Origin of the sequence: Streptomyces sp. NPDC096205, assembly GCF_044763135.1 — a bacterium.
In the GTDB taxonomy this organism is placed as follows: domain Bacteria; phylum Actinomycetota; class Actinomycetes; order Streptomycetales; family Streptomycetaceae; genus Streptomyces.
In genome coordinates this window covers 516,365-542,245 of the sequence record NZ_JBIWFS010000004.1, presented here as the reverse complement: position 1 = coordinate 542,245, position 25,881 = coordinate 516,365, and the positions used below count along the sequence as shown (strand labels likewise).

General features: G+C 72.2%; 22 protein-coding genes and 1 pseudogene. 8 read left to right on the top strand and 15 right to left on the bottom strand.

Translation table 11 applies throughout. The features are described from left to right. Positions 1–22: 22 nt before the first annotated feature. Positions 23–667: a TetR family transcriptional regulator gene (locus tag ACIQ6Y_RS18415; RefSeq protein WP_404039602.1), complete on the bottom strand. Its 645-nt coding sequence runs from the start codon at positions 665–667 to the stop codon at positions 23–25. Between the two features lie 171 nt (positions 668–838). Here ACIQ6Y_RS18415 and ACIQ6Y_RS18410 point away from each other — a divergent pair, with 171 nt between their 5' ends. After that, positions 839–2,065 carry an acyl-CoA dehydrogenase family protein gene (locus ACIQ6Y_RS18410; RefSeq protein ID WP_404039599.1) on the top strand — a complete coding sequence of 409 codons (1,227 nt, stop codon included), beginning with the start codon at positions 839–841 and terminating at the stop codon, positions 2,063–2,065. Positions 2,066–2,171: 106 nt separating this feature from the next. On the opposite strand, the gene ACIQ6Y_RS18405 is transcribed toward ACIQ6Y_RS18410, so the two are convergent. The 5 genes from ACIQ6Y_RS18405 to ACIQ6Y_RS18385 form a co-directional block, all read right to left on the bottom strand. After that, on the bottom strand, positions 2,172–2,405 hold the full coding sequence (locus ACIQ6Y_RS18405; protein ID WP_404039596.1) for a DUF6213 family protein: 234 nt from the start codon (positions 2,403–2,405) through the stop codon (positions 2,172–2,174). A gap of 25 nt (positions 2,406–2,430) precedes the next feature. After that, positions 2,431–3,825: an NADP-dependent succinic semialdehyde dehydrogenase gene (locus ACIQ6Y_RS18400; RefSeq protein WP_404039593.1), complete on the bottom strand. Its 1,395-nt coding sequence runs from the start codon at positions 3,823–3,825 to the stop codon at positions 2,431–2,433. A 173-nt stretch (positions 3,826–3,998) separates the two neighbouring features. Beyond that, positions 3,999–4,457, bottom strand: coding sequence for an NUDIX domain-containing protein (locus ACIQ6Y_RS18395; protein WP_404039590.1), 459 nt, complete (start codon positions 4,455–4,457; stop codon positions 3,999–4,001). Next, positions 4,454–5,992, bottom strand: coding sequence for an ATP-dependent DNA ligase (locus ACIQ6Y_RS18390; protein ID WP_404039587.1), 1,539 nt, complete (start codon positions 5,990–5,992; stop codon positions 4,454–4,456). Before ACIQ6Y_RS18390 ends, ACIQ6Y_RS18395 begins: the two co-directional genes overlap by 4 nt. A gap of 29 nt (positions 5,993–6,021) precedes the next feature. Then, the gene (locus tag ACIQ6Y_RS18385; RefSeq protein WP_404039584.1) at positions 6,022–6,969 is read right to left on the bottom strand and encodes an NAD(P)/FAD-dependent oxidoreductase; all 948 of its coding nucleotides are present in this window, start codon (positions 6,967–6,969) and stop codon (positions 6,022–6,024) included. Positions 6,970–7,058: 89 nt separating this feature from the next. Here ACIQ6Y_RS18385 and ACIQ6Y_RS18380 point away from each other — a divergent pair, with 89 nt between their 5' ends. The 6 genes from ACIQ6Y_RS18380 to ACIQ6Y_RS18355 all read left to right on the top strand — a co-directional run bounded on the left by ACIQ6Y_RS18380 (position 7,059) and on the right by ACIQ6Y_RS18355 (position 12,356). After that, positions 7,059–7,631 carry a helix-turn-helix domain-containing protein gene (locus ACIQ6Y_RS18380; protein WP_404039581.1) on the top strand — a complete coding sequence of 191 codons (573 nt, stop codon included), beginning with the start codon at positions 7,059–7,061 and terminating at the stop codon, positions 7,629–7,631. An 80-nt stretch (positions 7,632–7,711) separates the two neighbouring features. Next, complete coding sequence (locus ACIQ6Y_RS18375; protein ID WP_404039578.1) at positions 7,712–8,677, top strand: NADPH:quinone oxidoreductase family protein; 966 nt, start codon at positions 7,712–7,714, stop codon at positions 8,675–8,677. Then, positions 8,674–9,855, top strand: a complete 1,182-nt coding sequence (locus tag ACIQ6Y_RS18370; RefSeq protein WP_404039575.1) for an acyl-CoA dehydrogenase family protein — start codon at positions 8,674–8,676, stop codon at positions 9,853–9,855. The genes ACIQ6Y_RS18375 and ACIQ6Y_RS18370 overlap by 4 nt, the downstream gene beginning before the upstream one ends. Continuing rightward, the gene (locus ACIQ6Y_RS18365; protein ID WP_404039572.1) at positions 9,852–10,934 is read left to right on the top strand and encodes an acyl-CoA dehydrogenase family protein; all 1,083 of its coding nucleotides are present in this window, start codon (positions 9,852–9,854) and stop codon (positions 10,932–10,934) included. The genes ACIQ6Y_RS18370 and ACIQ6Y_RS18365 overlap by 4 nt, the downstream gene beginning before the upstream one ends. Before the next feature lie 238 nt (positions 10,935–11,172). Continuing rightward, positions 11,173–12,036, top strand: a complete 864-nt coding sequence (locus ACIQ6Y_RS18360) for a phosphatidylinositol-specific phospholipase C/glycerophosphodiester phosphodiesterase family protein (RefSeq protein ID WP_404039569.1) — start codon at positions 11,173–11,175, stop codon at positions 12,034–12,036. A 125-nt stretch (positions 12,037–12,161) separates the two neighbouring features. Continuing rightward, positions 12,162–12,356 carry a hypothetical protein gene (locus ACIQ6Y_RS18355; protein ID WP_404039566.1) on the top strand — a complete coding sequence of 65 codons (195 nt, stop codon included), beginning with the start codon at positions 12,162–12,164 and terminating at the stop codon, positions 12,354–12,356. A gap of 11 nt (positions 12,357–12,367) precedes the next feature. On the opposite strand, the gene ACIQ6Y_RS18350 is transcribed toward ACIQ6Y_RS18355, so the two are convergent. From ACIQ6Y_RS18350 to xylB, 8 genes and pseudogenes are all read right to left on the bottom strand, one after another. After that, complete coding sequence (locus ACIQ6Y_RS18350; RefSeq protein ID WP_404040110.1) at positions 12,368–13,606, bottom strand: phosphodiester glycosidase family protein; 1,239 nt, start codon at positions 13,604–13,606, stop codon at positions 12,368–12,370. Between the two features lie 151 nt (positions 13,607–13,757). Beyond that, positions 13,758–14,117 (bottom strand): DUF779 domain-containing protein, encoded by a 360-nt coding sequence (locus ACIQ6Y_RS18345; protein WP_404039563.1) that lies wholly within the window; start codon positions 14,115–14,117, stop codon positions 13,758–13,760. A gap of 13 nt (positions 14,118–14,130) precedes the next feature. Continuing rightward, positions 14,131–15,654 (bottom strand): aldehyde dehydrogenase family protein, encoded by a 1,524-nt coding sequence (locus ACIQ6Y_RS18340; RefSeq protein ID WP_404039560.1) that lies wholly within the window; start codon positions 15,652–15,654, stop codon positions 14,131–14,133. A 475-nt stretch (positions 15,655–16,129) separates the two neighbouring features. After that, positions 16,130–17,386 (bottom strand): annotated as a pseudogene (locus ACIQ6Y_RS18335) (GAF domain-containing protein); the annotation flags it as partial. 539 nt (positions 17,387–17,925) lie between these two features. Next, on the bottom strand, positions 17,926–18,543 hold the full coding sequence (locus tag ACIQ6Y_RS18330; RefSeq protein ID WP_404039557.1) for an N-acetylmuramoyl-L-alanine amidase: 618 nt from the start codon (positions 18,541–18,543) through the stop codon (positions 17,926–17,928). Positions 18,544–18,595: 52 nt separating this feature from the next. Next, positions 18,596–19,609: an acetamidase/formamidase family protein gene (locus tag ACIQ6Y_RS18325; protein WP_404039554.1), complete on the bottom strand. Its 1,014-nt coding sequence runs from the start codon at positions 19,607–19,609 to the stop codon at positions 18,596–18,598. A gap of 323 nt (positions 19,610–19,932) precedes the next feature. Further along, entirely contained in the window at positions 19,933–21,141 is a 1,209-nt protein-coding gene (locus ACIQ6Y_RS18320; protein ID WP_404039551.1) for an ROK family protein, read from the bottom strand. A gap of 63 nt (positions 21,142–21,204) precedes the next feature. Beyond that, positions 21,205–22,650, bottom strand: a complete 1,446-nt coding sequence (gene xylB / locus ACIQ6Y_RS18315) for a xylulokinase (RefSeq protein WP_404039548.1) — start codon at positions 22,648–22,650, stop codon at positions 21,205–21,207. Between the two features lie 180 nt (positions 22,651–22,830). Between xylB and xylA the strand changes: the two genes are divergently transcribed. Then, positions 22,831–23,997, top strand: coding sequence for a xylose isomerase (xylA, locus tag ACIQ6Y_RS18310; RefSeq protein ID WP_404039545.1), 1,167 nt, complete (start codon positions 22,831–22,833; stop codon positions 23,995–23,997). Positions 23,998–24,331: 334 nt separating this feature from the next. On the opposite strand, the gene ACIQ6Y_RS18305 is transcribed toward xylA, so the two are convergent. Beyond that, complete coding sequence (locus ACIQ6Y_RS18305; protein ID WP_404039543.1) at positions 24,332–25,672, bottom strand: esterase-like activity of phytase family protein; 1,341 nt, start codon at positions 25,670–25,672, stop codon at positions 24,332–24,334. Between the last annotated feature and the right edge of the window lie 209 nt (positions 25,673–25,881).

The window sequence follows — 25,881 nt, the reverse complement described above, 5'->3', positions numbered from 1 at the left end:
CCCCCACGGCCCGCAGACGGCATCAGAACCCGGGCCCCCCGACACGGTCGCCGGCCGCAGCCAACCGTCCCCACAGAAGATCCGCAAGACTCCGCACCAACTCGGCCCGGGTGCAGGGCCGTTCGCCCAGCCACCAGTCCCCGGCGGCATGCATCATCCCGACGATCCCATGCCCCCACACCCGGGCAAGCTGCTGGGACCCGGGCCCGAGATCCACCCGCTCCTCGATGACGGCAGCCAACTCCTCACCCATCCGCCGAAGCAGCGGAGCCGAGTGCTTGCCGACATCGAACCCCTGGTCCCCGGTCGAGACCCCCTCCGCGGGATGCATCAGGAACCGGTACACCTGAGGCCGCGCCTCGATGGCAGCCAGATATGTGTCGAGCGTCGACTCCACCCGCTCCCGCCGCTCAGCCGGAGCGTCCAGCGCGGCCCGCAGCGAATCCAGCAGCGCATCCGTGTGCCGCTTGGCAAGGGCGGCGTAAAGGCCCCCCTTGTCACCGAAGTGCCGGTAGAGGATCGGCTTGGTGATGCCGGCCTCCGCAGCGATCGCGTTCATCGACGCCTGCGGGCCGTCCCGGAGCACCACTCTGTCCGCGGCCTCCAGCAGCTCGCGCCGTCGGCGGTCGGCGGACCTCTGCTGCTCGGTCCGCTGCGTGGTGTCCATGGTCTCTCCCCACCCGGTGCTGAATCGGTGACGCCAGCGCAAACTAACACTCAACCCGCTCGGGGCATCGAACGGGCTGCCGAGCCGGTACGACGAGTTGACTTTTCCTACCCGCCAGTAACAGACTGCGGTTACCGCAAGTAACACGCAGGTGCCGCCGCTGGAGGGGACATGGCCGAGTTCACCATGGAGCTCAACGACGAACAGAAGGAGGTCCGGGACTGGCTGCACGGCTTCGCCGCCGACGTCATCCGGCCCGCGGCCGCCGAATGGGACGAGCGCGAGGAGACTCCCTGGCCGGTCATCCAGGAGGCCGCCAAGGTCGGCATCTACTCCCTGGACTTCTACGCCCAGCAGTACTTCGACCCGACCGGCCTCGGCATCCCGATGGCCATGGAGGAGCTGTTCTGGGGCGATGCCGGTATCGCCCTGTCGATCGTCGGCACCGGTCTCGCCGCCGTAGGTGTCCTCGCCAACGGCACGGACGAGCAGATCGGCACCTGGATCCCCCAGATGTACGGCGACGCGAACGACGTGAAGGTCGCCGCGTTCTGCTCCTCCGAGCCCGACGCAGGCTCCGACGTCGCCTCGATGCGCACGCGCGCCGTGTACGACGAGGCCAAGGACGAGTGGGTGATCAACGGCACGAAGACCTGGGCGACCAACGGCGGCATCGCCAACGTCCATGTGGTCGTCGCGATCGTCGACCCGGAGCTGGGCTCCAAGGGTCACGCCTCCTTCATCGTCCCGCCGAACACGCCGGGCCTGTCCCAGGGCCAGAAGTTCAAGAAGCACGGCATCCGCGCCTCGCACACCGCCGAGGTCGTCCTGGAGAACGTGCGCGTGCCGGGCTCCTGCCTGCTGGGCGGCAAGGAGAAGCTGGACGAGCGTCTCGCGCGGGCCCGGGAGAGGGCCAAGGCCGGCGGCGAGCGGGTGAAGAACGCGGCGATGGCCACGTTCGAGGCCTCGCGGCCGGCGGTCGGCGCGATGGCGGTCGGCACGGCGAGGGCCGCGTACGAGGTGGCCCTCGACTACGCGAAGACCCGCGAGCAGTTCGGCCGGCCCATCATCGACAACCAGGGTGTGGCCTTCCAGCTCGCCGACATGCGGACGTCCATCGACGCGGCCCGCCTGCTGGTCTGGCGCGCTTCCTGGATGGCGGTCAACGGCAAGCCGTTCACCGCGGCCGAGGGCTCCATGTCCAAGCTGTTCGCCTCCGAGACCGCCAAGAAGGTCACCGCGCAGGCGGTCCAGATCCTCGGCGGCAACGGGTTCACCCGGGAGTACCCGGTGGAGCGGATGCACCGGGATGCGGCGATCTACACGATCTTCGAGGGCACGAGCGAGATCCAGCGGCTCGTGATCGCCCGGACCCTCTCCGGGATGCCCATTCGTTGATGCCGTCCGCGGGCCGTCGACGGTCGCTCGCGCAGTTCCCCGCGCCCTGGGTCAGCCGATCCTCGGCGGCGTCAACTGCGACCGCTCGGAGACGGCCCCGGGGATGTCAGCTCTGCCCGCTGCTGTGGGCGATGCACGCCACGTCGATCCGGTCGGCCAGCTTCGCCAGTTCGATGGTCAGCGCGGCGACCGTGTCCTCGTCGAGCCCCTCCTGCCCGGCCTCGACGAGGTGCACCCACCGCGCCCCCACCGTACGCAGCAGCTTGCTCACATCGGCCGCGGACACCTGCAAGGCCCCGCGGTCATCGACGATCAGAGGGAGAGTCACTTCGCGGTTCACACCGGCGATCGTAGCCGCGCGGCGGTCACGCACCGTGCCAAACCGTGGTGATGTTGCAGAACTCCCGGATTCCGTGCCCGGACAGCTCACGCCCGTACCCGGACCGCTTCACCCCGCCGAACGGGAACGCCGGATGCGAGGCCGTCATGCCGTTGACGTACACACCACCGGCCTCCAGATCCCGGACGAACCGGTCGACGTCGCCCTCGTCGCGCGTCCACACGTTCGAACTCAGCCCGAACGGTGAGTCGTTCGCGATGAGCACGGCCTCGTCCAGGTCGCCCGCCCGGTACAGCGTGGCGACCGGCCCGAACGCCTCCTCGCGGTGGATGCGCATCTCGCGGGTGACGCCGGCGAGCACGGTCGGCGGGTAGTACCAGCCGGGCAGCTCGGGCCGGCGCAGCCGGTGGCCCCCGCACAGCACCTCTGCCCCGCCGCGCGTGGCGTCGTCGACGAGCTCCTCCAGATCGTTCCGGCCCTGCTCGGTGGCGAGCGGCCCGATCTCGGTGTCCTCCACCATCGGGTCACCGACCTTCAGCGCCTTCATCCCGGCCACGAACCGCTCGGCGAAGGCGTCGTAGACGTCCGTGTGCACGATGAACCGCTTGGCGGCGATGCACGACTGGCCGTTGTTCTGCACGCGCGCGGTCACCGCGACCTCGGCGGCCCGGTCGAGGTCGGCGGACGGCATCACCACGTACGGGTCGCTGCCGCCGAGCTCCAGGACCGTCTTCTTGATCATCTCCCCGCAGGTGGAGGCCACCGCACGCCCGGCCGGCTCGCTGCCGGTCAGCGTCGCGGCCCTGACGCGCTCGTCGCGCAGGACGTCGTCGACCTGCCCCGAGCCGATCAGCAGGGTCTGGAAGCAGCCCTCGGGGTAGCCCGCCCGGTGGAACAGGTCCTCCAGGTACAGCGCGGTCTGCGGCACGTTCGAGGCGTGCTTGAGCAGGCCCACGTTGCCGGCCATCAGCGCGGGCGCGGCGAACCGCATCACCTGCCACAGCGGGAAGTTCCACGGCATCACCGCGAGGACCGGCCCGAGCGGCCGGTAGCGCACCCGCACGCGCGAGGCGCCGGAGTCCCGCACATCGTCCGCGTCGGGCTCCTCGTCGGCGAGCAGCGCCTCCGCGTGCTCGGCGTACCAGCGCATCGCCTTGGCGCACTTGGCGGCCTCGGCGCGCGCCTGCTTGACCGGCTTGCCCATCTCGGTGGTCATCACCCGGGCGATGTCCTGCTGGTCCTCGTCGAGGAGCTCGGCGGCCCGGGTCAGCAGGCGGGCGCGGTCGGCGAAGCCGCTCGTGCGGTACGTGCGGAAGGTGGCCTCGGCGAGCTGGAGCCGGCGGTCGAGTTCCTCCTCGTCCATGGCCTCGTACGTCTTGAGCGTCTCGCCGGTCGCCGGGTTCACCGTCGCGATGGGCATGACAGGACCTCCCTGGGTGCGGGCTGTGCTTCGACCTTCGCGCGCCGCGGCCCGCACCGCAACGCGTACGCGTCTGCTCAGGGCTCAGGAACTGAGGTACCGAGGAACTCAGGTACCCGGGAACTCGGGAACTCGGGAACTCAGGTACTCGCAGGTACTCGGGAACTCGGAACTCAGGACGAGTGCTCCGCCAGCCGGTCGAGAAACGTGGCCTGCGCCTTGACGATCAGCTCGCGCGCCCGGTCCAGGCCGTGCCAGACCACCCGGTCCAGCTCGGGGAACTCCTGAAGGCGGCCCGACCTCGGGGGCCACTCCATGGTGAAGGTGCCGGGGTCGATGCCGGCCGGGTCGAGGTCTGCCTCGACGGCCCACACGGTGACGACCTTGCCGCCCGTCTGCCGGACCTCGCCCAGGGGGACCGCCTCGCCGTCGGGCGGCTCCACGCCCAGCTCCTCGCGGAACTCCCGCCGGGCCGCCTCCCAGGCGGGCTCGTCCGGCTCGTACTCGCCCTTCGGCACGGTCCACGCCCCGGCCTCCTTCTTGGTGAAGAACGGGCCACCCATATGTCCCAGCAACACCTCCAGACCGTCATCGGTGTGCCGGAACAACAGCAGTCCGGCGCTGCGCTTCACGGCCGTACCTCCGGGTGGGCGGCCAGCAGTGTCTCCACGGTGTCCGCGTCCTCGGGCCGCTTGTCCTCGCGGTAGCGGACCACGCGCGCGAACCGCAGGGTGACGCCCGCCGGGTAGCGGGAGGAGCGCTGCAGACCGTCGTAGGCGATCTCGACGACGAGTTCGGGGCGGACATGGACGACCCAGCCGTCGTCCTTCACCGCGATCTCCCGCAATCGCTCGGTCTGCCAGGCCAGCATCGCGTCGGTCATGCCCTTGAAGGTCTTGCCGAGCATGGCGTACGACCCGTCGGCCCGCCGCGCGCCCAGGTGCAGGTTGGAGAGCTTGCCGGTACGGCGTCCGTGGCCCCACTCGGCGGCGAGGACCACCAGGTCGAGCGTGTGCACAGGCTTGACCTTCAGCCAGGACGCGCCGCGCCGGCCCGCGCTGTAGGGGGCGTCGAGCGCCTTGACGACGACGCCCTCGTGGCCGCGGTGCAGGGTCTCGGCGAGGAAGGCCTCGGCCGCGGGGGCGTCGTCGGGGCCGTGCGCGAGGGCGCGGCGCACCCGCATCGGCTCGGGGACCAGCCGGGCCAGCTCGGCGTGCCGCTCGGTGAACGGCAGGTCGAGCAGGTCACGGCCGTCCACCGACAGCGCGTCGAAGAACACGGGGGAGACGGGCACCGCCTCCGCGGCCGTGGCCACATCCACGCGGGAGCCCACCCGCCCGGCGGTCTCCTGGAAGGAACGGGGCCGCCCCGCGGGATCGAAGGAGATCACCTCGCCGTCCAGGATGAACCTCTCCCCGGCCAGCCCCAGCGCGGCCGCGGTCACCTCCGGCAGCCGGTCGGTGATGTCGTCGAGGGTGCGCGTGTACAGCCGGACGTCGTCGCCGTCGCGGTGCACCTGCACACGGATGCCGTCGAGCTTCTCCTCCACCGCGCACGCGCCCAGCTTCTCCACCGCCTCGGCCACCGAGGACGCGCTGTGCGCGAGCATCGGCAGCACCGGGCGGCCGACGGTCAGCCGGAAGCGGTCCAGGGCGGGCGGGCCGTCCGCGAGCAGCGCCTCGGCCACGGCCTGGAGCGACCCGGCGAGCATCACCGCCCGCCGTACGTCCGCGGGCGGCGCCCCCGTGGCCTGGGCGAGCCCCTCCACGGCGACCGCGTCCAGGGCGCCCTGGCGGACCTCGCCGGTGATCAGGCCCAGCAGGAAGCGCTGCTCGTCCGCCGTCGCCGCGCCCATCAACTCGCCCACCAGACGCGTGCGTTCGGCCTGCGAACCGGCGCCGGAGACCTGGGACAGGCCGGTGAGCCGGGCGTCCACCTCGCGCACGGTCAGGGCCGGCTCGGCGGCCGGCGCGACCTCGCGGCTCAGCACCTTCCAGCCGACGCCGAGCCGCCCCTGCGGCAGCCGTCCCGCCAGATACGGGATGACGATCGGCACGTCCTGCGCCTCGGCCTCCCGGAACAGCTCCGCGAGCAGGGCGATCTTGCGGGACCGCGCCGACGTGGCGGCGACCTCCCGGGACACGTCGGCGAGCCGGGTCAGCAGCATGCAGCCATGGTGCAACGCGGCGCCGCCGACTACACCCCGGCCGCCTCGACCGCCGCGTCGAGGTCCGCCATCAGCAGCTCGCCGTTGATCGTTGCCCCGGCCCGGTAGCCGCGGCTCGCCGCGTTCACCACCTGCTCGGCGAACCCGGAGGCGTTGCCCGCCGCCCACAGTCCGGGCACGCTCGTCAGACCCCGCTCGTCGATGACGGGGTAGCTGCCGAAGGGCGTCTCGGTCATCTCCGCGCCCAGCTGCACGAACAGCTCGGTCCGCGGCACGGCCCGCGGCGCGACGAACAGCACCTCACGCTCGTACGCCGTCCCGTCCACGAGTCGTACGCCGGTCAGCCGGTCGTCCTCGACGACGAGCCCCGCCACCTCGCCGGGCACCACCTTCACCCCGGCCGCGGCCAGGCGCCGCACATCCTGCTCGGACAGCTCCGACTCGGCGACCTGGTGCAGGAAGAGCGTCACGTCCTTCGACCACTGGGACACCATCAGCGCCTGGTGCACGCTCAGCGCGGTGGTCGCCAGCACGCCGAAGGCCCGGTCGCGGACCTCCCAGCCGTGGCAGTACGGGCAGTGCAGCACATCCCGGCCGAACCGTTCGGCCACGCCGGCCACGGGCGGCAGCTCGTCCTTCAGGCCGGTCGCGACGACGAGCCGGCGCGCGCGGACGGTCCCGCCGCTCGCCAGCACGAGGGTGAAGTCCCCGTCGCGGGTCACGTCGACCACCCGGTCGCGGACCAGCTCCACGCCGTAGCGGGCGATCTCCTCCCGGCCGACCGCCAGGAACTCGGCCGGCGGCATCCCGTCCCGGCCGAGGTAGCCCTGCATGTGCGCCGAGGGCGCGTTGCGCGGCTCGCCCGCGTCGACGACGAGCGTGCGGCGCCGGGCCCGGCCCAGCACCAGAGCGGCGGACAGGCCCGCCGCGCCCCCGCCGACGACGATCACCTCGTAGTTCTCGGTCACCTCGGTCATGTCGACCACCTCCTGTCGGGTTCCTGTGGTGACCATCGCTCCGATGCTCCGGGATTGACAAACGTTGTTGCCGAATCTGCAATACGGCCATGACGACCGACGACGTACTGGCAGGTGTGGGCCCGCGGCTGCGCAAGCTCCGCAAGGAGCGGGAGGTGACGCTCGCGGCGCTGTCCGAGACGACCGGCATCTCCGTCAGCACCCTCTCCCGGCTGGAGTCCGGCCTGCGCAAGCCCTCGCTGGAGCTGCTGCTGCCGATCGCGCAGGCCCACCAGGTGCCGCTGGACGAGCTGGTCGGCGCAACCCCGGTCGGCGATCCGCGGGTGCGCGCGAAGCCGATCCAGCGGTACGGCCGCACCCTCTATCCGCTGACCCGGCAGCCGGGCGGGCTGCAGGCGTACAAGATGGTGGAGCCCCAGCGGTCGGCGGAGCCGGATCCGCGGACCCATGAGGGGTACGAGTGGCTGTATGTGCTGTCCGGGAAGCTGCGGCTGGTGCTGGGTGAGCACGACGTGGTGCTCGCCGCGGGGGAGGCCGCCGAGTTCGACACGCGCGTGCCGCACTGGTTCGGGTCGACGGGGGAGGGGCCGGTGGAGTTCCTGAGCCTGTTCGGACCGCAGGGGGAGCGGATGCATGTGCGGGCGCGGCCGAAACGGGTGTGAGCCCTGGCCTTCCCCGACGGGCAAGCGACCGCTTAGTATGCGATCGACCCGGTCGGACGGAGCAGTCGGTGGAGGCCCTGATGCAGGCATGGCGAGTGCACGAGAACGGCGAGCCGAGCGAGGTGATGCGGCTCGACGAGATCGAGCGGCCCACGCCCGGTGACGGCCAGGTCCTGCTGAAGGTCCGTGCCGCGAACATCAACTTCCCGGACGCCCTGCTGTGCCGGGGCCAGTACCAGGTCCGGCCGCCGCTGCCCTTCACGCCGGGCGTGGAGATCTGCGGCGAGACCGAGGACGGCCGCCGGGTGATCGCCAACCCCGTGCTGCCGCACGGCGGCTTCGCCGAGTACACCGTCGCGGACGCCGCCGCCCTGCTGCCGGCCCCCGACGCGCTGGACGACGCCGAGGCCGCCGCACTGCACGTCGGCTACCAGACGGGCTGGTTCGCACTGCACCGCCGGGCCGCCCTGGAGGCGGGCGAGACGCTGCTCGTGCACGCCGCCGCCGGCGGGGTCGGCAGCGCCGCCGTACAGCTCGGCAAGGCCGCGGGCGCCACGGTCATCGGCGTGGTCGGCGGCGCGGACAAGGCCGCCGTCGCCCGGGAGCTGGGCTGTGACGTGGTGATCGACCGGCGCGCCGAGGACGTCGTCGCCGCCGTGAAGGAGGCGACCGGGGGGCGCGGGGCCGACGTGATCTACGACCCGGTCGGCGGCGAGGCCTACGCCCAGTCCGCCAAGGTCGTCGCCTTCGAGGGCCGGATCCTGGTCGTCGGCTTCGCCAGCGGCAGCATCCCCAGCCCGGCCCTCAACCACGCCCTGGTGAAGAACTACTCGATCCTCGGCCTGCACTGGGGCCTGTACAACACCAAGAACCCCAAGCTGGTCCAGCACTGCCACGAGCAGCTCACCGAGCTGGCCGCGAGCGGTGCGATCAAGCCGCTGATCAGCGAGCGGGTCGCCCTCGGTGAGGCGGCGGCCGCCGTGCAGCGGGTCGCCGACGGTGTGACGACCGGCCGGATCGCCGTGGTGACGGAGGCGGCGGCATGACCGACGCAGCCGAACTGCGGCGCCGTACGGCCGAGTTCCTGGCCGCATACCCGCCCGCGACGACGGACCGGCTGGATTTCCTGCGCGCCCGCTTCGACGCCGGCCTTGCCTGGGTCCACTACCCCGAGGGCCTCGGCGGTCTCGGTGCCCCGCGCTCCCTCCAGGGTGTCGTGGACGCCGAGCTGGCGGCCGCGGGCGCCCCCGACAACGACCCGCGCCGCAACGGCATCGGCCTCGGCATGGCCGCGCCGACGATCCTCAAGTACGGCACGGACGAACAGAAGCAGCGCTTCCTCAAGCCCCTGTGGACCGGGGAGGAGGTCTGGTGCCAGCTGTTCAGCGAGCCCGGCGCCGGCTCCGACCTGGCCGCGCTCGGCACCCGGGCCGTCCGTGAGGGCGACGACTGGGTCGTCAACGGACAGAAGGTGTGGACGTCCGGCGCGCACAACGCCCGCTGGGCCATCCTCATCGCCCGCACCGACCCGAACGTCCCCAAGCACGCGGGTATCACCTACTTCGCCTGCGACATGACCGACCCCGGCGTCGACGTCCGGCCGCTGCGCCAGATCACCGGCGAGGCGGAGTTCAACGAGGTCTTCCTCACCGACGTCCGCATCCCCGACGCCCACCGCCTCGGCGAGGCCGGCGACGGATGGCGGGTCGCGCAGACCACGCTCAACAACGAGCGCGTGGCCATCGGCGGCATGGCCCTGCCCCGCGAGGGCGGGATGATCGGCAAGGTCGCGCAGACCTGGCGGGAACGCCCCGACCTGCGCACCCACGACATGCACCAGCGGCTGCTGAAGCTGTGGGTCGACGCGGAGGTCGCCCGTCTCGCCGGCGAACGCCTGCGCCAGCAGCTCGTCGCGGGCCAGCCCGGCCCCGAGGGCGCCGGCATGAAGCTCGGCTTCGCCCGTCTCAACCAGGAGATCAGCGGTCTGGAGGTGGAACTCCTCGGCGAGGAGGGCCTGTTGTACGACGACTGGACCATGCGCCGCCCCGAGCTGGTCGACTTCACCGGCCGCGAGGCCGGCTACCGCTATCTGCGCTCCAAGGGCAACAGCATCGAGGGCGGGACCAGCGAGGTTCTGCTGAACATCGTCGCCGAGCGCGTCCTCGGCCTGCCCGCCGAGCCGCGCACCGACAAGGACGTCGCGTGGAAGGACCTGGCCCGATGACCGATCTGCTCTACACGGAGGAGGAAGACGCGCTCCGGTCCGCCGTACGGGACCTGCTGCGCGACCACTGCGACCCGGCCGGTGTCATCGCCCGCACGGAGACGGACACGCCGCACGACCTCGCGCTGTGGAAGTCCCTCACCGAGGGCATGGGCCTGGCCGGACTGCTGGTGCCGGAGGAGCTGGGCGGTCAGGGTGCCACGCACCGCGAAGCCGCCGTCGTGCTGGAGGAGCTGGGGCGGGCCGTCGCCCCGGTGCCGTATCTGAGCAGCGCCGTCGTGGCCACGGAGGCCCTGCTGGAGTGCGGCGACGAACAGCTCCTCGGTGAACTGGCCTCCGGACGGAGGATCGGCGCCCTCGCGGTCGGCCTGCACCTCGCACCCGGCGCCGCCTTCACCGCCGTACGCGTGATGGACGGTCTCCTGCACGGCGAGCTGACCGGCATCGCGGACGCGACGGCCGCGGACGTGCTGCTGGTGCCGGCCGACGACGGCGGCCTCTACGCGGTCGAGGCGGACGCCGCCGAGATCACGCGCCGGACATCGTTCGACCTGACCCGGCCGGTGGCGACCGTACGGCTGGACGGCGCGGCCGGCCGCCGGCTGGGCGAGGCCGAACCCGCCGTACGGCGTGCCCTGCGGGCCGGTGCCGGGCTGCTGGCGTCCGAACAACTGGGCGTCGCCGACTGGGCGTTGACGGAGACCGTGCGCTACCTGAAGGAGCGCAAGCAGTTCAACCGGCCCGTCGGAGGCTTCCAGGCGCTCAAACACCGGCTCGCCCAGCTGTGGCTGGAGCTCGTGAACCTGCGCGCCGCGGCCCGCAACGCCGCCGACACCCTCGCGAACGGGGACTCGGGCGACGAGGCAGCCGTGGCGGTCGCCGTGGCCCAGGCCTACGCGGCCCCTGTCGCCGTACGCGCCGCCGAGGAGGCGCTGCAACTGCACGCGGGCATCGGCATGACGTGGGAGCACCCCGTGCATCTGTACCTGAAGCGGGCCAAGGCCGACTCGATCGCGTACGGCACGGCGGGCGCGCATCGCGCGGCGCTGGCCGAACTGGTCGACCTCCAGGCTCCCTGAGGTTCATCCGGCTGTGAGAAGCCCGTCCCGGGCAGGGGCGGGCTTCTTCTTGTCTCCGGGGGCGCCCCTGCCTATCTCGGTGCTGCGCCTTCCTGGCTCCTGGGGTACGCCTTCCTGTCCCCTGGTGCGCGCGGTGAACGGGTGACGGACGTTCGGTCAACTCCCGCCGGGGGCCCTGTGTTTGAGGTGTTCACGCCCCATACTCGCTGGGGATCGACACCACACAGGGAGGCAGCGCATGGCCCTCACCACCCGTCGCAGAGCCCTCACCGCCTTCGGCGCCGCACTCGCGGGCACGATCGCCCTGCCCGGCGCCACCGCATTCGCGGCCGAGGGGAAGAAGCGTGGCAAGGCCCCGTTGTGGCGGGCCCACGCGCACAACGACTACGAGCACCCCCGCCCGCTCCTCGACGCCCTCGACCACCGCTTCGGCAGCCTGGAGGCGGACATCTACCTGGTCGGGGACCAACTGCTGGTCGCCCACGACCCCGAGGACCTGGACCCGGCCCGCACGCTGGAGTCCCTCTACCTCGACCCGCTCGCCGCCCGGGTGCGCGCCCACCACGGCTGGGTGTACCGGGGACATCACCGGCCGCTGCAACTGCTCATCGACATCAAGACCGAGGGCGCGGCGACGTACCTCGAACTGGACCGCCATCTGCGGCGCCACAAGCACCTGTTCACCACGTACGCCCACGGCCGCGTCTTCCCCGGCCCGGTCACCGCGGTCGTCTCCGGCGACCGCGCCGCCCGCGCGCCCATGGAGGCGCAGACCGTGCGGCACGCCTTCTACGACGGCCGCCTGACCGACCTCGGCAGCTCCGCGCCGGCCTCCTTCGTGCCGCTGATCAGCGACAACTGGACCCGAATCTTCACCTGGCTGGGCGCGGGCCCGTTCCCCGAGGCCGAGCGGCAGAAGCTGCGCGCCATCACCGGGGCTGCCCATGAGCGGGGCCAGACCGTCCGCTTCTGGGCCACCCCTGACCTGCCCGGACCGGACCGGGACGCGCTGTGGGCCGAGTTGCTCGATGCCGGTGTCGACTTCCTCAACACGGACGACCTGGCGGGCCTGGAGGCCTTCCTCGACACCCACCGGGTCTGATCGTCACAGTCAGACACCACACGTTCGGAGGACATGTCAGCCGCCCGGACGAACCCTCCGCTACGCCACACTTGCGGCCGAACGCCGTGAACCGGACGTGACCGGCGTGGCGGAGGAGGTTGACGATGGCCGTTTCCATCTCTGTGGTGCTGCTGCTGTTCATCCTGGCGGTGATCTTCCTGCGCAACGGGGGGCTCAAGCTCTCCCATGCGCTGGTGTGCGCGCTGCTCGGGTTCTATCTCGCGAGCACGAACATGGCGCCCACCATCCACAGCGGCCTCACGGCGACCGCGGACATCGTGAGCAGTCTGCGGCCATGACCCTCTGACCCTCAGGGGCCCGTGAACACCCCGATGCCGTTCGGGACCGGGCGTTCGGACCCGGCGCTCGGGTGGTTGAGCGGGGTGACGCCGTCCGGGGTGCGCGCCACGAGGGTCGTGGAGCCGCCGCCGTCCAGGTTGAGGGCATGCTCGGCCCCCAAACCGCGCATGACCTGGGCGATCTCGGCGACGGTCAGACCGGTCCGGTACTCCGGGGAGCCGTCCAGTGCGAGCAGCAGCACCCGGCGGCCGCCGTCGGCGATGCCCGCCGCCGTGCGGACCGCGGCGGTGCGGGTGTCCAGGCCGGGTAGCGGCTGACCGTCGTGGAGCACGGGGTAACCGCCGACGGCGAGCTGGAGCGGGATCGGCGAGGTCGTGTTCCTGAGCCGGTGGGTGATCCGCACCGGCTCGCCGATGTGGAACTTCCGCAGCTCCTGCGCGCCCGCCTCCCGGCCGACGAGAACGGTCGTGCCTCGGAGGATCTGACCGCCACCCGGGGCGTCCGCCGTGGAGACGACCCTGCCGTGGCGGACCGTCACCTCGTAGGTGTCGGTGCTGCACGGGGCCGCCCGTTCGGTGTCCGTGCCGCAGGTGGCACGCAGCCGGGAGGCGCTGCCCCAGTCGTCGGTGAACGCCCCGACGGACCCGACCGGGAGCGCGTACTGGTTGAGGCCGCCCAGTGGCAGCTCGGCCTCGGGTGTGGTGACCGAGCCGTCCAGGGTCAGCCTCTCGACACGGGCCCGGCGGTCGCGGCCCACACCGATGACGTCCTCGGTGGTGGTGCCCGGCGGCAGCGCGGGCCCGAACCGCTGCCCGTTCGGCACCGCCGCCTTCAGCGCCCGGCCGCCCGCGATCGCCGGGCCGACGCTTGCGCCGGTGGCCTCCACGCCCGGGTGCTGGGCCTCGGTGATGTTGAAGAAGTCGCCGTTGACGCCCGCGATGGCGCCCTCGGCTGTGGCGAGCTCGGAGACGGTGGCCCGCGCGGCCACCGCCCCCGGGTAGAGCAGGCCGAGGCGGACCCGGGGGTCGGTGAGGTCGACGCTCAGTACGTGGGCGCGGGCCGGGCCCTTTGTTCCCTGGAGGTCGAGTTGCTGGTACTCGACTCCGGGTGCGAGGGCGGTGGTCCGCTTGGTCTCGGCCTTGACGGAGCCTGCTGGGGCGGAGCCGGCCGGGGTGGGGCCGGCCGTGGTGGCGTCGGCCGGGGTGGCGCCGACTGGGGCCGCCCCCGTGAGCGCCGCGCCGGTCAGCAGGCCGCACACCGTCAGAACCGTGAGTGCACTTTCGCGGAACCGTCTGTGCCGACCCGTCACGGGTTCCCCCTTGAAGTCCCTGAGCCTCTTTCAAGTCTCTCGGCAACCAAGGGGATTGCACCAGGGGGCGCACCCGGACGGATGACAGGCCTCAAGGGTCGACGACCTGGGAACGGATCAGGAAACGCACCCCCTCCGGCGCCTCCAGCGAGAACCCGCTGCCGCGGCCCTCGACGACGTCCACGATCAGCCGGGTGTGGCTCCAGACGGCGTACTGACTGGGCGACATCCAGAACGTCACCGGCTCCTGAACGCCGTCCACCGCCAGCTCGGCCAGCAGCACGTCCGAGTCACCGGTGCGGAACTCGCCCTCCGGGTAGCACATCGGTGCGCTGCCGTCGCAGCAGCCGCCCGACTGGTGGAACATCAGCGGTCCGTGTGCCGCTCGCAGCCGGCGCAGGAGGTCGGCGGCGGCGGGAGTGAGCTGGACGCGGGGAATCTCCTCGGGCATCGGCGGTCGCCCTCTAGAAGAAGCCCAGCTTGCGCGGGGAGTAGGACACCAGCAGGTTCTTGGTCTGCTGGTAGTGCTCCAGCATCATCTTGTGGGTCTCGCGGCCGATCCCCGACTGCTTGTAGCCGCCGAACGCCGCGTGCGCCGGGTAGGCGTGGTAGCAGTTGGTCCACACCCGCCCCGCCTGGATGGCGCGGCCCGCGCGGTACGCCGTATTCATGTCCCGCGTCCACACACCCGCGCCCAGCCCGTACAGCGTGTCGTTGGCCGTCTTGATCGCGTCGTCGAAGTCGTCGAACTGCGTCACCGAGACCACGGGCCCGAAGATCTCCTCCTGGAAGATCCGCATGCGGTTGTCGCCCTCGAAGATGGTCGGCTGCACATAGTAGCCGCCCTTCAACTCGCCGTCGTGCTCGATGCGTTCACCGCCGGTGAGCACCCGGGCGCCCTCCTGCCGGCCGATGTCGATGTAGGAGAGGATCTTCTCCAGCTGGTCGTTGGAGGCCTGCGCGCCGATCATCGTGTCCGTGTCGAGCGGGTGCCCCGGCCGGATCAGCTCGGTACGGGCGACGGCCGCCTGCAGGAACTCCGCGTAGTGGCCGCGCTGGATCAGCGCCCGCGACGGACACGTGCACACCTCGCCCTGGTTCAGGGCGAACATGGTGAAGCCCTCCAGCGCCTTGTCCCGGAAGTCGTCGTCCTGCGCCCATACGTCGTCGAAGAAGATGTTCGGCGACTTGCCGCCCAGCTCCAGCGTGACCGGCTTGATGTTCTCCGAGGCGTACTGCATGATCAGCCGCCCCGTCGTGGTCTCGCCCGTGAACGCCACCTTCGCCACGCGCGGGCTGGACGCCAGCGGCTTGCCGGCCTCCACCCCGAAGCCGTTCACGATGTTCAGCACGCCCGGCGGCAGCAGGTCGGAGACGAGGCTCAGCCAGTAGTGGATCGACGCCGGCGTCTGCTCGGCCGGCTTCAGCACCACCGCGTTGCCCGCCGCGAGCGCCGGCGCCAGCTTCCACGCCGCCATCAGGATCGGGAAGTTCCACGGGATGATCTGCGCGACGACACCCAGCGGCTCGTGGAAGTGGTACGCCACGGTGTCGTCGTCGACCTCGCCCAGCGAGCCCTCCTGCGCCCGGATCGCGCCCGCGAAGTAGCGGAAGTGGTCGATGGCCAGCGGGATGTCGGCCGCCAGCGTCTCGCGCACCGGCTTGCCGTTCTCCCAGCTCTCCGCCACCGCCAGCGGCTCCAGAGACGCCTCCATACGGTCGGCGATCTTCCGCAGGATGTCGGCACGCTCGGTCACCGACGTGCGCGCCCAGCCCGGCGCCGCCGCGTGCGCCGCGTCCAGCGCCCGCTCCACGTCCTCCGCGGTACCCCGCGCCACCTCGGTGAACGGCTGCCCGTTCACCGGACTCGGGTTCTCGAAGTACCCACCGCGCAGCGGCGGCACGTACTCCCCGCCGATGAAGTGGTCGTACCGCGCCTGGTAGGAGACGATCGCGCCCTCTGTACCGGGCGCCGCGTAACGGGTCATGCTGCTCTGCCTCCCGATCGACCGCCACCCTCCGTCGGGCGGCTTCCGACGGGAGGCTAGGAGAGCGGACGTTGCGAGGAGGTTGCGTACGGGGGTGGTGGGGAGGTGGGGTGGCTTGGCCGGGCTGGGCTGGGCTGGGGTTGCCTGGTGGTGATTTCGTCTTGGCCGGGGACGGGCGAGCGGGGCGCTGTGGCTAGGGCGTCTGCCGCGGGCGCGGTACGCCGGGCAGGCGTACGGTCCTGCGGGCCGACCCTGTGGTTCCGGTCAGGCCCGTCGGTCCGGTCGGTCCGGTCGGTCCGTTCGGTCCGCTGGGGCGGGGCCCGGCACTGGCGGGCGTCTCCGGATTCCGCCTCGTGGGCGAGGCGGGTGACGCGGGTGACGCGGCCGACGTGGGCGACCCGGGCGGCGCGGCCGAGCGGGTTGGTGGGGCTGAGCGGGCGGGTGGGGCCGAGCGGGCCGGTGGCGCCGAGCGGGCCGGTGGGGCCGACAACTCGGCCTCGAGCGTGGCGAGTCGGGTGTGCACCGCGGCTGTGGGGCGTAGCGCGGCGAGCGCCCGCCACACCTCCAGGTCGTCCTCGCCCCACGGCGCGTACGCCCAGTCGGCCAGCAGGTCCGGGTCGCCCCGGTCGATCAGCGCGCCGCGCAGTCCCTCGGCGATCCTGCGCCGCAGCCGCACCACCGCTGGAGCCTGGGAGGCCGGCAGCAGCGGACCGGTGTACGCCTCCGCGGCCGCGGTCACCGCCCCGGCGGCCAGCCGTCGCTCCACCATGGCCACGTCCGACTCCACCGGCACCGTCAGCCGGTACGGGCGCGAGGCCAGCAGCCCCGGCCCCAGCACCCCGCGCAACCGCGCCAGCTCAGCGCGCAGCGTCACCGGGGTCACCGACTCGTCCTCGTACAGCGCGCACAGCAGTTCGTCCCCGGTCAGCCCCTCCGGATGGCCGGCGAGCAGCACCACGATCTCGCTGTGCCGGCGCCCGAGCCGGACGCTCCTTCCACCGGCGCGCAGCCGCACCTCGTCCCGGCCGAGCGCGCTCAGCTCCAGCACCTCCCCGTCGTTCGGCGCCCGCTCCGGAGTCAACAGCGCCAGCTGTGACTCGGCCGCCCGCGCGACCGCCTGCACGAAGCCCAGGCTGTGCGGATGCGCCAGGCCGTCCCCGCCGGTGATGTCCACCGCCCCCAGCACCCGCCCGGTGCGCGGGTCGTGCACCGGCGCCGCCGCACAGGTCCACGGCTGCACCGGCCGGCTGAAGTGCTCGGCCGCGAACACCTGCACCGGCCGGTCGACGGCGACCGCCGTACCCGGCGCGTTCGTGCCCATCGCGCTCTCCGCCCAGCGCGCGCCCGGCACGAAGTTCATCCGCCCCGCCTGCCGCCGGGTCGCCGGGTGTCCCTCGACCCACAGCAGCCGGCCGTGTGCGTCGCACACCGCGAGCAGATGCTCGCCGTCCACGGCGAAGGTGCCCATCAGCTCCCGGAACAGCGGCATCACCCGCGCCAGCGGATGCTCGGCCCGGTAGGCGCCGAGGTCACCGTCCGTCAGTTCCACGCTCGCCGTGCCGTCCGTCCCGACCCCGGCCCGCGCCGAACGCCGCCACGACTCCGCCACCACGGACCGCACAGGGCGGGTCACCCTGCCCCCCTCGGCGAACGTCTCGTATGCGCGGCGCAGCATCCGCGCGTGCTCGACGGGGTCGGCCCCTGGCTCCAGGGCCACCCAGGAATCGGTCAACTCGGCCTCCCGGAGGGCGATGCGGATGGGGACATCGTCACTCCGGGTGTCCGCGGCGACAACCGTTTCGACGGGGGTCACCCGATCGGGGTCCGGGAAGCGGGCTGGCTCGGATCGGGCTCCGTTGGGCTCAGCTGGGTTGAGCTCGGCTGGGTTGGGTTGGGTTGCGTTGGGCTGGAGGCACAGTAGGGACCGCTGGGCGCCGTAGATTTCGGCAGGTCACCGGACGTAGCTCAGGCGCCGCAGAGGCCGGAGGGGGGTGGCCGCGGTGATCGATTCCGCGCCCGGGTCAGCCGTGGTGTCGGGTCGGGCCTTGGCGGCCAAGGTCGGGCGTGGGGCTGGGGCGACCCTGGTGCTGGGATGGGTCGCGGTGACGGGGTCGACTTCGGCTCCAAGGCCGACCTCGGCTCCGGGGTCGGTCGTGGGCCGTCCACGGTGCCGGGGCCGGTCTCGGTACTGGGGCTCGGTGTCGGGGCCGGTGTCGGTACGGAGGCTCGGTGTCGGGGGTCGCCGTGGCGCCGCGGACCCGCCGTGTCGGGTCAGGCCCGCTTGACGAGTCTCATGTACCGCTCCCAATCCCAGTGCGGCCCGGGGTCCGTGTGGTCGCTGCCCGGCACCTCGTAGTGGGCGATGATGTGCGAACGGTCCCGGGGAATCCCGTACTTGGCGCAGATCGTCGCCGTGAGCCGGGCCGATCTCTCGTACAGGGCGTCGGTGAAGTACGCGGGCCGGTCGACCCAGCCTTCGTGCTCGATGCCGATGCTGCGGGTGTTGTAGTCCCAGTTGCCCGCATGCCAGGCGACGTCGGCCTCCGGGACACACTGCGCGACATGTCCGTCCGCCGAGCGCACGACGTAGTGGGCGGACACCTCCTTCTTCGGGTTCTGGAAGACGCCGAGGGCCGTGTCGTACGTGGTCTGGGTGACGTGGATGACGACGAAGTCGACCGGGTACTGGATGGGCCGGTTCGCCCGGGTGTAGTTGGCGGAGGTCGCCGGTTCCCAGGTGGCCGGCGCGTAGTCGAGAGCCTGGGTCTGCGCGTCCGCCCGTGTCTCGGGGAGCAGCGCGTACGGAACGGCGGCCAGGGCGGCGCCCTTCAGCAGACGTCGTCTGCCGGGGTCGGATGCTGTGGGTGGGAGCGGTGTTGCCCGTTCCATGGGGTTGCCTTTCGAAGCCTCGGTGGCTCATCGGAGAAGGAGACGGTGGAGGTCAGCGGCGCAGCGTCGCCGCCGTCTCGCGCAGCCGAGCGTGCACTGCGCGGTGCGTCTCGCGCTCGGGCAGCCAGTCCTTGCGGATCTTGGCCACGCACGTGTAGTTGGTGTCGCACACATTGGCCAACGGCGACTCGACCGCCTGGGTTGCGAACTGGTACGCGTCCGGCTCACTGAAGCCGTAGTCGCGCACGAGCCAGCGCACCAGATCCAGCTGGGATATCCGGAAGGCGTCCTCCAACGGGCGTGCCGAGCCGGTGGAGATGATGTGGGTGTCTGACTCGATGCGCGGCCAGGGTGTGCTGATCCCCTTGAGGAGTTCGACGACGACCACGGTGTGCATCGCGCACTCGACGGCCACCCCGCAGGTCTCGCCCTCGCCCTGCCGGGCATGTCCGTCGCCGAGACTGAACAGCGCCCCCTCCACGTTCACCCCGAGGTAGCAGGTGACGCCGGCCCGCATCTCCGGGGTGTCCATGTTGCCGCCGTGGGCGTCGGGCACCAGGGCCGAGCGCACCTCCAGGTTGGCGGGTGCGACGCCGACCGTGCCGTGCATCGGGTCCATGGGCAGCTCCAGTTCGAGGTCGCTGTCGCGAGCCCGGAAGAGTGCCGTGCGCCGGGTGCGGTCGAGCTGCCAGATCCAGACGGTCTCCGGAAGCGGCGGCTGGAGCGTGGCCGTGGTGTGGGTCGAGGTCAGCGCGCCGAAGAGGGGAACTGTGGTGGACGCGGCCCAGTCGCGGGCGGGTTCGATGGACACGAAGTGCACGGCGAGGGTGTCCCCCGGCTCGGCGCCCTCCACATGGAACGGGCCGGTCTGCGGGTTGAGGAACGGGAACTCGCACACCTCGGACACGAGATCCTTCTCCGAGCGGACCCGCCCGGCGAAGCAGTCCTCCGTGTACAGGTCGAGGACCGTGCCGGGCGCGATCCGCGCGACGGGCGGCACGCCGCCGAACGTCCAGGCGTACTCGTCCGGTCGGGGACGCACGGTCAGGATGCGCGGGTCGCTCATCGCTGCACAGCTCCGTTCTGCGGACAGTCCGCGGCAGGCCGGTGGTGAGGCGTGAGACGAGGCGTGTGCGGTGTGGTCGTACCGCGTGCTGCGTCTCACGTGAATCACCGTACGGCGCCCGGCTGTTCGGCAGAAGAACGAGATCGCGTTCCGTGGACGGTGGCGTCCTTGTGGACAACTCGCTCACTCGGAAGGGTGATGCCCGGCAGTGCGGGGGTGCAGGTAACTGCGGGGACCCGGGCAGGTGCTCAGGGGCCAGGCGTGCGCATGCCTGGGGAAACTCGCGCAACGAGCCACGTTCGACACGAGCTGACAGTCCTGGCTCACCGCCGTTCGGCGATCCCCGCCGGGTCGTCCAGAACCCCCCGCACCACCCAGTGCGCCGCCCCCAGCAACGGTCCCTCCGGCCCCAGCCGGGACACGGACACCGGGCAGGCCGGACCCGCCGTCCGCCGGGCCAACTCGGCCTCCAGCGAAGGCAGCAGCCAGGGCGCGAGACCGGCCAGCGCGCCGCCGACCACCACTCCGCGAGGGTCCAGCAGATTGACGGCCCCGGTGAGGGCGATGCCGAGCGCCTCGCCCGCGTCGTGCAGCGCACGCCGTACATCGGTGTCGCCGGCGGCCGCCCGACCGGCGAGCAGGCCGACCCGGTCCTGGCCCGGCTCCAGCCCGGCGGCACGCAGCACGGCCTCCTCACCGGCGTACTGCTCCAGGCAGCCGCGCCCGCCGCACGCGCACTTCGGTCCGTCGGGTCGTACCGGCACATGACCCAACTCGCCCGCGAAACCCCGTGTCCCGCGGAGCAGTTGTCCGTCCACGACCACCGCGGCGCCGATGCCGATCTCGGCGGAGACGTGCAGGAAGTCGTGCGGTGTGTCGTCACCGAGCCAGAGTTCGGCGAGGCCACCGAAATTGGCCTCGTTGTCGACGGTCAGCGGATACTCGGCCGGCAGCAGCGCGCCGAGGTCCACTTCGTGCCAGTCGAGGTTGGGGGCGCGTACGACCGTACGGCCGTCCCGGGCCACGAGTCCGGGCACGGCCACGGCGAGACCCGCCGGCCACAGTCCCTCGCCGTCGGCCTCGGCGACCACCTCCCGCACCAGCGCGGTGAGTTCGGCGACGACCGGCTCGGGGGAGCGGCCGCGGTTGGTGCCGTGGCGTACGGCACGGGCCCGCACGCGGCCGCGCAGATCGACCGCGCACACCGCGAGATGGTCCACGCCGATCTCCGCGCCGATGCCCGCCGGGCCCTGGCCGCTGACGGCGAGGGCGGATCCCGGCCGTCCCACCCGGCCCGGCCGCTCGGGGCCCAGCTCCTCCAGCAGGCCGGTGCGGATCAGCTCGTCGACCAGCGTGGACACGGCCGCCCGGGTCAGCCCGATGTGCGAGGCGACCGCCGCGCGTGACAGCGGCCCCTCGGCGCGCACGGTGTGCATCACGCGGGCCAGATTGCGCCGGCGCATGCCCTGCTGGGTATCGGGCAGCGCACGCCCGGGACCGTCGGGACGGGCTTCGTGCGGTGATGCGGTCATGCCTCCGTCAGTCCTCAGTCTGTGCCGACGTCGCGCTTCGGCGGCCGGGGTCGCTGCGTGGCGTCAGTCGGTTCGGGTGCCCCGCCCCAGCAGCGGGTTCGCGTCGGAGAGTACCCCGGAGATCCTGGCGAGCGTCTCCTCGTCCCGTTCCACCGCGTCCAGTACGGGCCCGCGTGCGGTGTCCCAGCGGCGGGCGACGGCGGCCGGGTCCTCGCCGGTGAGCACCCCGGCCGCCTGCGCGGCGGCGCCGAGCGCGACCAGTTCCCGGGCCTCGGGGACCTGGACGGGGCGCCCGGACAACCGTCGTACGGTCTGCTGCCAGGCGCTGCCGCGCGCTCCGCCGCCGATCAGCAGCAGTGGGGCGGAGCGGTCGGCGTCCTGGTCGAGGACCAGGTCGAGCGCGCCCAGCAGGGAGTGGACGGCACCGTCGTACGCCGCCTGGAGGAGCTGGCCGGCGGTGGTGTCGTGGCGCAGGCCGTGCAGCAGCCCGGAGGCGTTCGGCAGGTCGGGAGTGCGTTCGCCGTCGAGATACGGCAGGAGCGTCACGGACGTGCCGGGCTCGACGGCCTCGCGGTCCAGGCCGAGCAGCGTGGCGACCCGGTCGACGGCGAGGGTGCAGTTGAGGGTGCAGGCCAGTGGCAGCCAGTCGCCACGCGCGTCGGCGAAACCGGCGACGGTGCCGCTGGGGTCGGCCGGACGGTGCGTCGACACGGCGTACACCGTGCCGGACGTGCCAAGGCTCAGCACCGGTGTCCCTGGACGCAGCCCCAGGCCCAGTGCCGCGGCGGCGTTGTCGCCGGTGCCCGGCGCGACCAGGGTGCCCTTGGAGAAGGGCAGGTCGTGGCTGTCGCGCACGGTGCCCACCACCTCACCGGGCCGGGCGACGCGCGGCAGCAGCGCGGGATCCAGGCCCACGTGCCCGAGGATCTCCTCGTCGTACGACTCCGTCCCGGACGCCCACCAGCCCGTGCCGGAGGCGTCGCCGCGGTCGGTGGTGGCGAGGCCCGTGAGGCGTTCGGTGAGGTAGTCGTGGGGGAGGCGGACGGCCTTCGTGGCGCGAACGGCCTCGGGCTCGTGCTCGGCGAGCCAGGCCCACTTGGTGACCGTGAACGAGGCACCGGGCACGCTGCCGGTGCGCTCCGCCCAGGCCTTCGGACCGCCCAGCTCCTCGACCAGTCGGCGCGCCTGGGCGGCGGAGCGGACGTCGTTCCACAGCAGCGCCGGCCGGACCGGCTCGCCGCGCTCGTCCAGCGTCACGAGTCCGTGCTGCTGGCCGCCGACCGAGACGGCTGCCGCCTCGTGCGCGGCGTCGCCGCACTGGCGCAGCGCCTCGCACAGTGCGTCCCACCACTGGCGCGGATCACTCTCCCGGCCCGCCCCCGACGACACGGTGTGCGGGGCCTGCCCGCTCGCCACCACCTCGCCGGTCGACACGTCGACGACCAGTGCCTTCGTGGACTGGGTGGATGTGTCCACGCCGACGACGAGCGGACCCTCGGCTGCTGACATCGGGCTCTCCCTTTTGGTGCGGCTGTGCAGGACCTGACCTGCTGCTTTTTCATGGATTCCGGGGTGATGCGACCTGGAGGCCGCATCGAGAGCACCTCTTGTCTCTTCCCTGGAACGCGTCGGCATACTAATTTGTTAAGCGCCATGACGAAATAGTCGGAGCAAGCAAGGAGCCGTGGCATGAGCTACCAGCCCACCCCCGAGGACAGGTTCACTTTCGGTCTGTGGACCGTCGGCTGGCAGGGAAGGGACCCCTTCGGTGATGCCACCCGCGCGGCCCTGGACCCGGTCGAGACCGTGCAGCGTCTGGCCGAGCTGGGCGCCTACGGTGTGACCTTCCACGACGACGACCTGATCCCTTTCGGGTCCTCGGACACCGAGCGCGAGTCGCACATCAAGCGCTTCCGCCAGGCACTCGACACCACCGGCATGACCGTGCCGATGGCCACCACGAACCTCTTCACCCACCCGGTCTTCAAGGACGGTGCCTTCACCGCCAACGACCGCGACGTACGCCGCTACGCGCTGCGCAAGACGATCCGCAACATCGACCTCGCCGCCGAGCTGGGCGCCCAGATCTATGTCGCCTGGGGCGGCCGCGAGGGCGCCGAGTCCGGCGCCGCGAAGGACGTGCGCGTGGCGCTGGACCGCATGAAGGAGGCCTTCGACCTCCTCGGCGAGTACGTCACCTCCCAGGGCTACGACCTGCGCTTCGCCATCGAGCCCAAGCCGAACGAGCCGCGCGGCGACATCCTGCTCCCCACCGTCGGCCACGCGCTCGCCTTCATCGAGCGCCTGGAGCGGCCCGAGCTGTACGGCGTGAACCCCGAGGTCGGCCACGAGCAGATGGCCGGGCTCAACTTCCCGCACGGCATCGCCCAGGCCCTGTGGGCGGGCAAGCTCTTCCACATCGACCTCAACGGCCAGTCCGGCATCAAGTACGACCAGGACCTGCGCTTCGGTGCCGGTGATCTGCGCGCCGCCTTCTGGCTCGTCGACCTGCTGGAGAGCGCCGGTTACACCGGGCCCCGCCACTTCGACTTCAAGCCGCCGCGCACCGAGGACCTCGACGGGGTGTGGGCCTCCGCCGCGGGCTGCATGCGCAACTACCTGATCCTCAAGGAGCGCGCCGCCGCCTTCCGCGCCGACCCGGAGGTCCAGGAAGCCCTGCGCGCCTCCCGTCTCGACGAACTGGCCCAGCCCACCGCCGCGGACGGTCTGCAGGCCCTCCTCGCCGACCGCGCCGCCTTCGAGGACTTCGACCCGGACGCGGCCGCCGCGCGCGGGATGGCCTTCGAGCGGCTCGACCAGCTGGCCATGGACCACCTGCTGGGCGCACGCGGCTGAGCGACCTGACGGTGACCGGCTACCCCCGGGCAACCGCCTCCGGGGCCGCCGGTCACCGCACGGCGCTTGACTGCCCCCACACCATCCGCGGCGGTGTGAGGACATCCCGCGACGCTGGGTGGAACCGGCCCTGGTCGGCGCCGGATATCCAGGGGCCCAGGCGCTCAGAGGTGCTCCACGGAGCGTCCGCGACGAGGGCGGACACAGGGCCGAGCGCCACGCGGTGGGCCGCGCGCCGCTCGTGGCTCGTCGTCTCGTGTCCTGTCACATCCACGACGTTAGCAACGGGCACTGACAACGCCCCTCGGCCGAGCGCCTGTTGCGAGCCGTACGGTCAGATGCCGTGCGGGAGCCGTACGAAGAGGACCTTCGTCTCCACGCCGCTGTCGACCAGACGGCCATGGGCGTCGAAGGCGCCCGCGCCGTCCGTCATGCCGAAGTCGTTGTCGTTGACGACGGCGATCATGTCGTCGGACACGCGGGCGACGCCCTCGATCTTCCCCGGAACACCAGGCACCGTGCCGAGGTCGACGAGGAGCCGCTTGGCGAGCACGGGGACGCCGACCGCCGCCGGGTCGTCGAGCTGCTCCAGCGACGGCGACGTCGTCGCGTCGTCCCAGCGCCCACCGAGGATGTCCGCGGCCGGGGTGAGGCGTACGAGATGCAGCCGGGCGGCCTTGTCGGTGCGCTCCTGCACCAGCAGCCGGTCACCGCCCACCGCGACCACCGAGGAGATCTTCAGCTCGGAGGTGTCGTCCTCGCCCGGGTCGACCACGCCGACCGGGTCGAAGCGGTACGCGTACTCGGCGGTGACCGCGCCCCTGGCGGGCGAGAAGCGCACCAGACGCGTGGTGCGCGAGACGTTCCCCGCGGTGGCGTCCGGCAGTGACATCGGGCTCTGCAGGGCCATCACGAGGTCGCCGCCCGGCAGTTGCGCGAGTCCCTCGAAGCCGCGGTTGACCTTCCGGTGCAGCAGCACGGACGGCAGCGCCTCCACCACCGGGTAGCCGGCGCCGGTGAGGTTCAGCCCCTCGGGCACGTACCGCGTGAGCACCTTCCCGCGCGCGGAGACGTGCACCAGCGAAGGTCCGTACTCGTCCACCAGCCAGAAGGTCCCGTCCGCGGCGCGCACGATCCCCTCGGTGTCCAGTCCGTTCGGGTCGTACGACAGCGGCGTGGACGCGTCGTAGGAGTACGGCGCCTCGTCGCGGCCGGCCTGGTTGGGCAGACCGGTGACCGGCTCGCCGGACGACGTGGTGAGGGGGATCGCGGACAGCACGCGCACGCTGTCACCGGTGACCCGGATCTTCACGATCGCCGGATCGAACCCCGGCACCGGGAACGTGCGGCGCTTGGTCCCGCCCACCTTGATCTGGCCGTTGGGCCCGCGGTCGGTGACCGTCCAGAACTCACCCTTGCGCCCGGCCGGATACAGGTCGCTGCCGATGCCGCCGAGGTCCACACCCCGGTCGTCGTCCACCGTGCCGGGGAGCAGGGCGTTGCTGAACTCCGCCAGCGGAACGTCCCCGAGCGTCGCGCCCCGGACGACCCGCGCCTCCCCGTCCGGGGCCGCCGACGCCGGAACGGTGGCCGTGAGAGCGGCCAGCACGACGAGGGGCAGCCCCACCGCGACGGAACGGGGGACGGAGCGCCGGTCGGCGGCGTACGGGGACATCGGGCCTCCTGGGAGCAAAATCGCTGTCGCGGCCAGATTTGAACCCCGAGGAGAGAACACCGCGGCACACCCACGTGAACGCAGGGCGTCGCCTTCCGGTCGGGCCGGCAGGGGCGTACGGCGCGGCGGCGTGCGGGAGGGCCGTCTTAAGGGGGCAGCATCAGGGGCCGGCTCAGGGGCGGCATCAGGGACGAGTCAGGGTCGCCGTC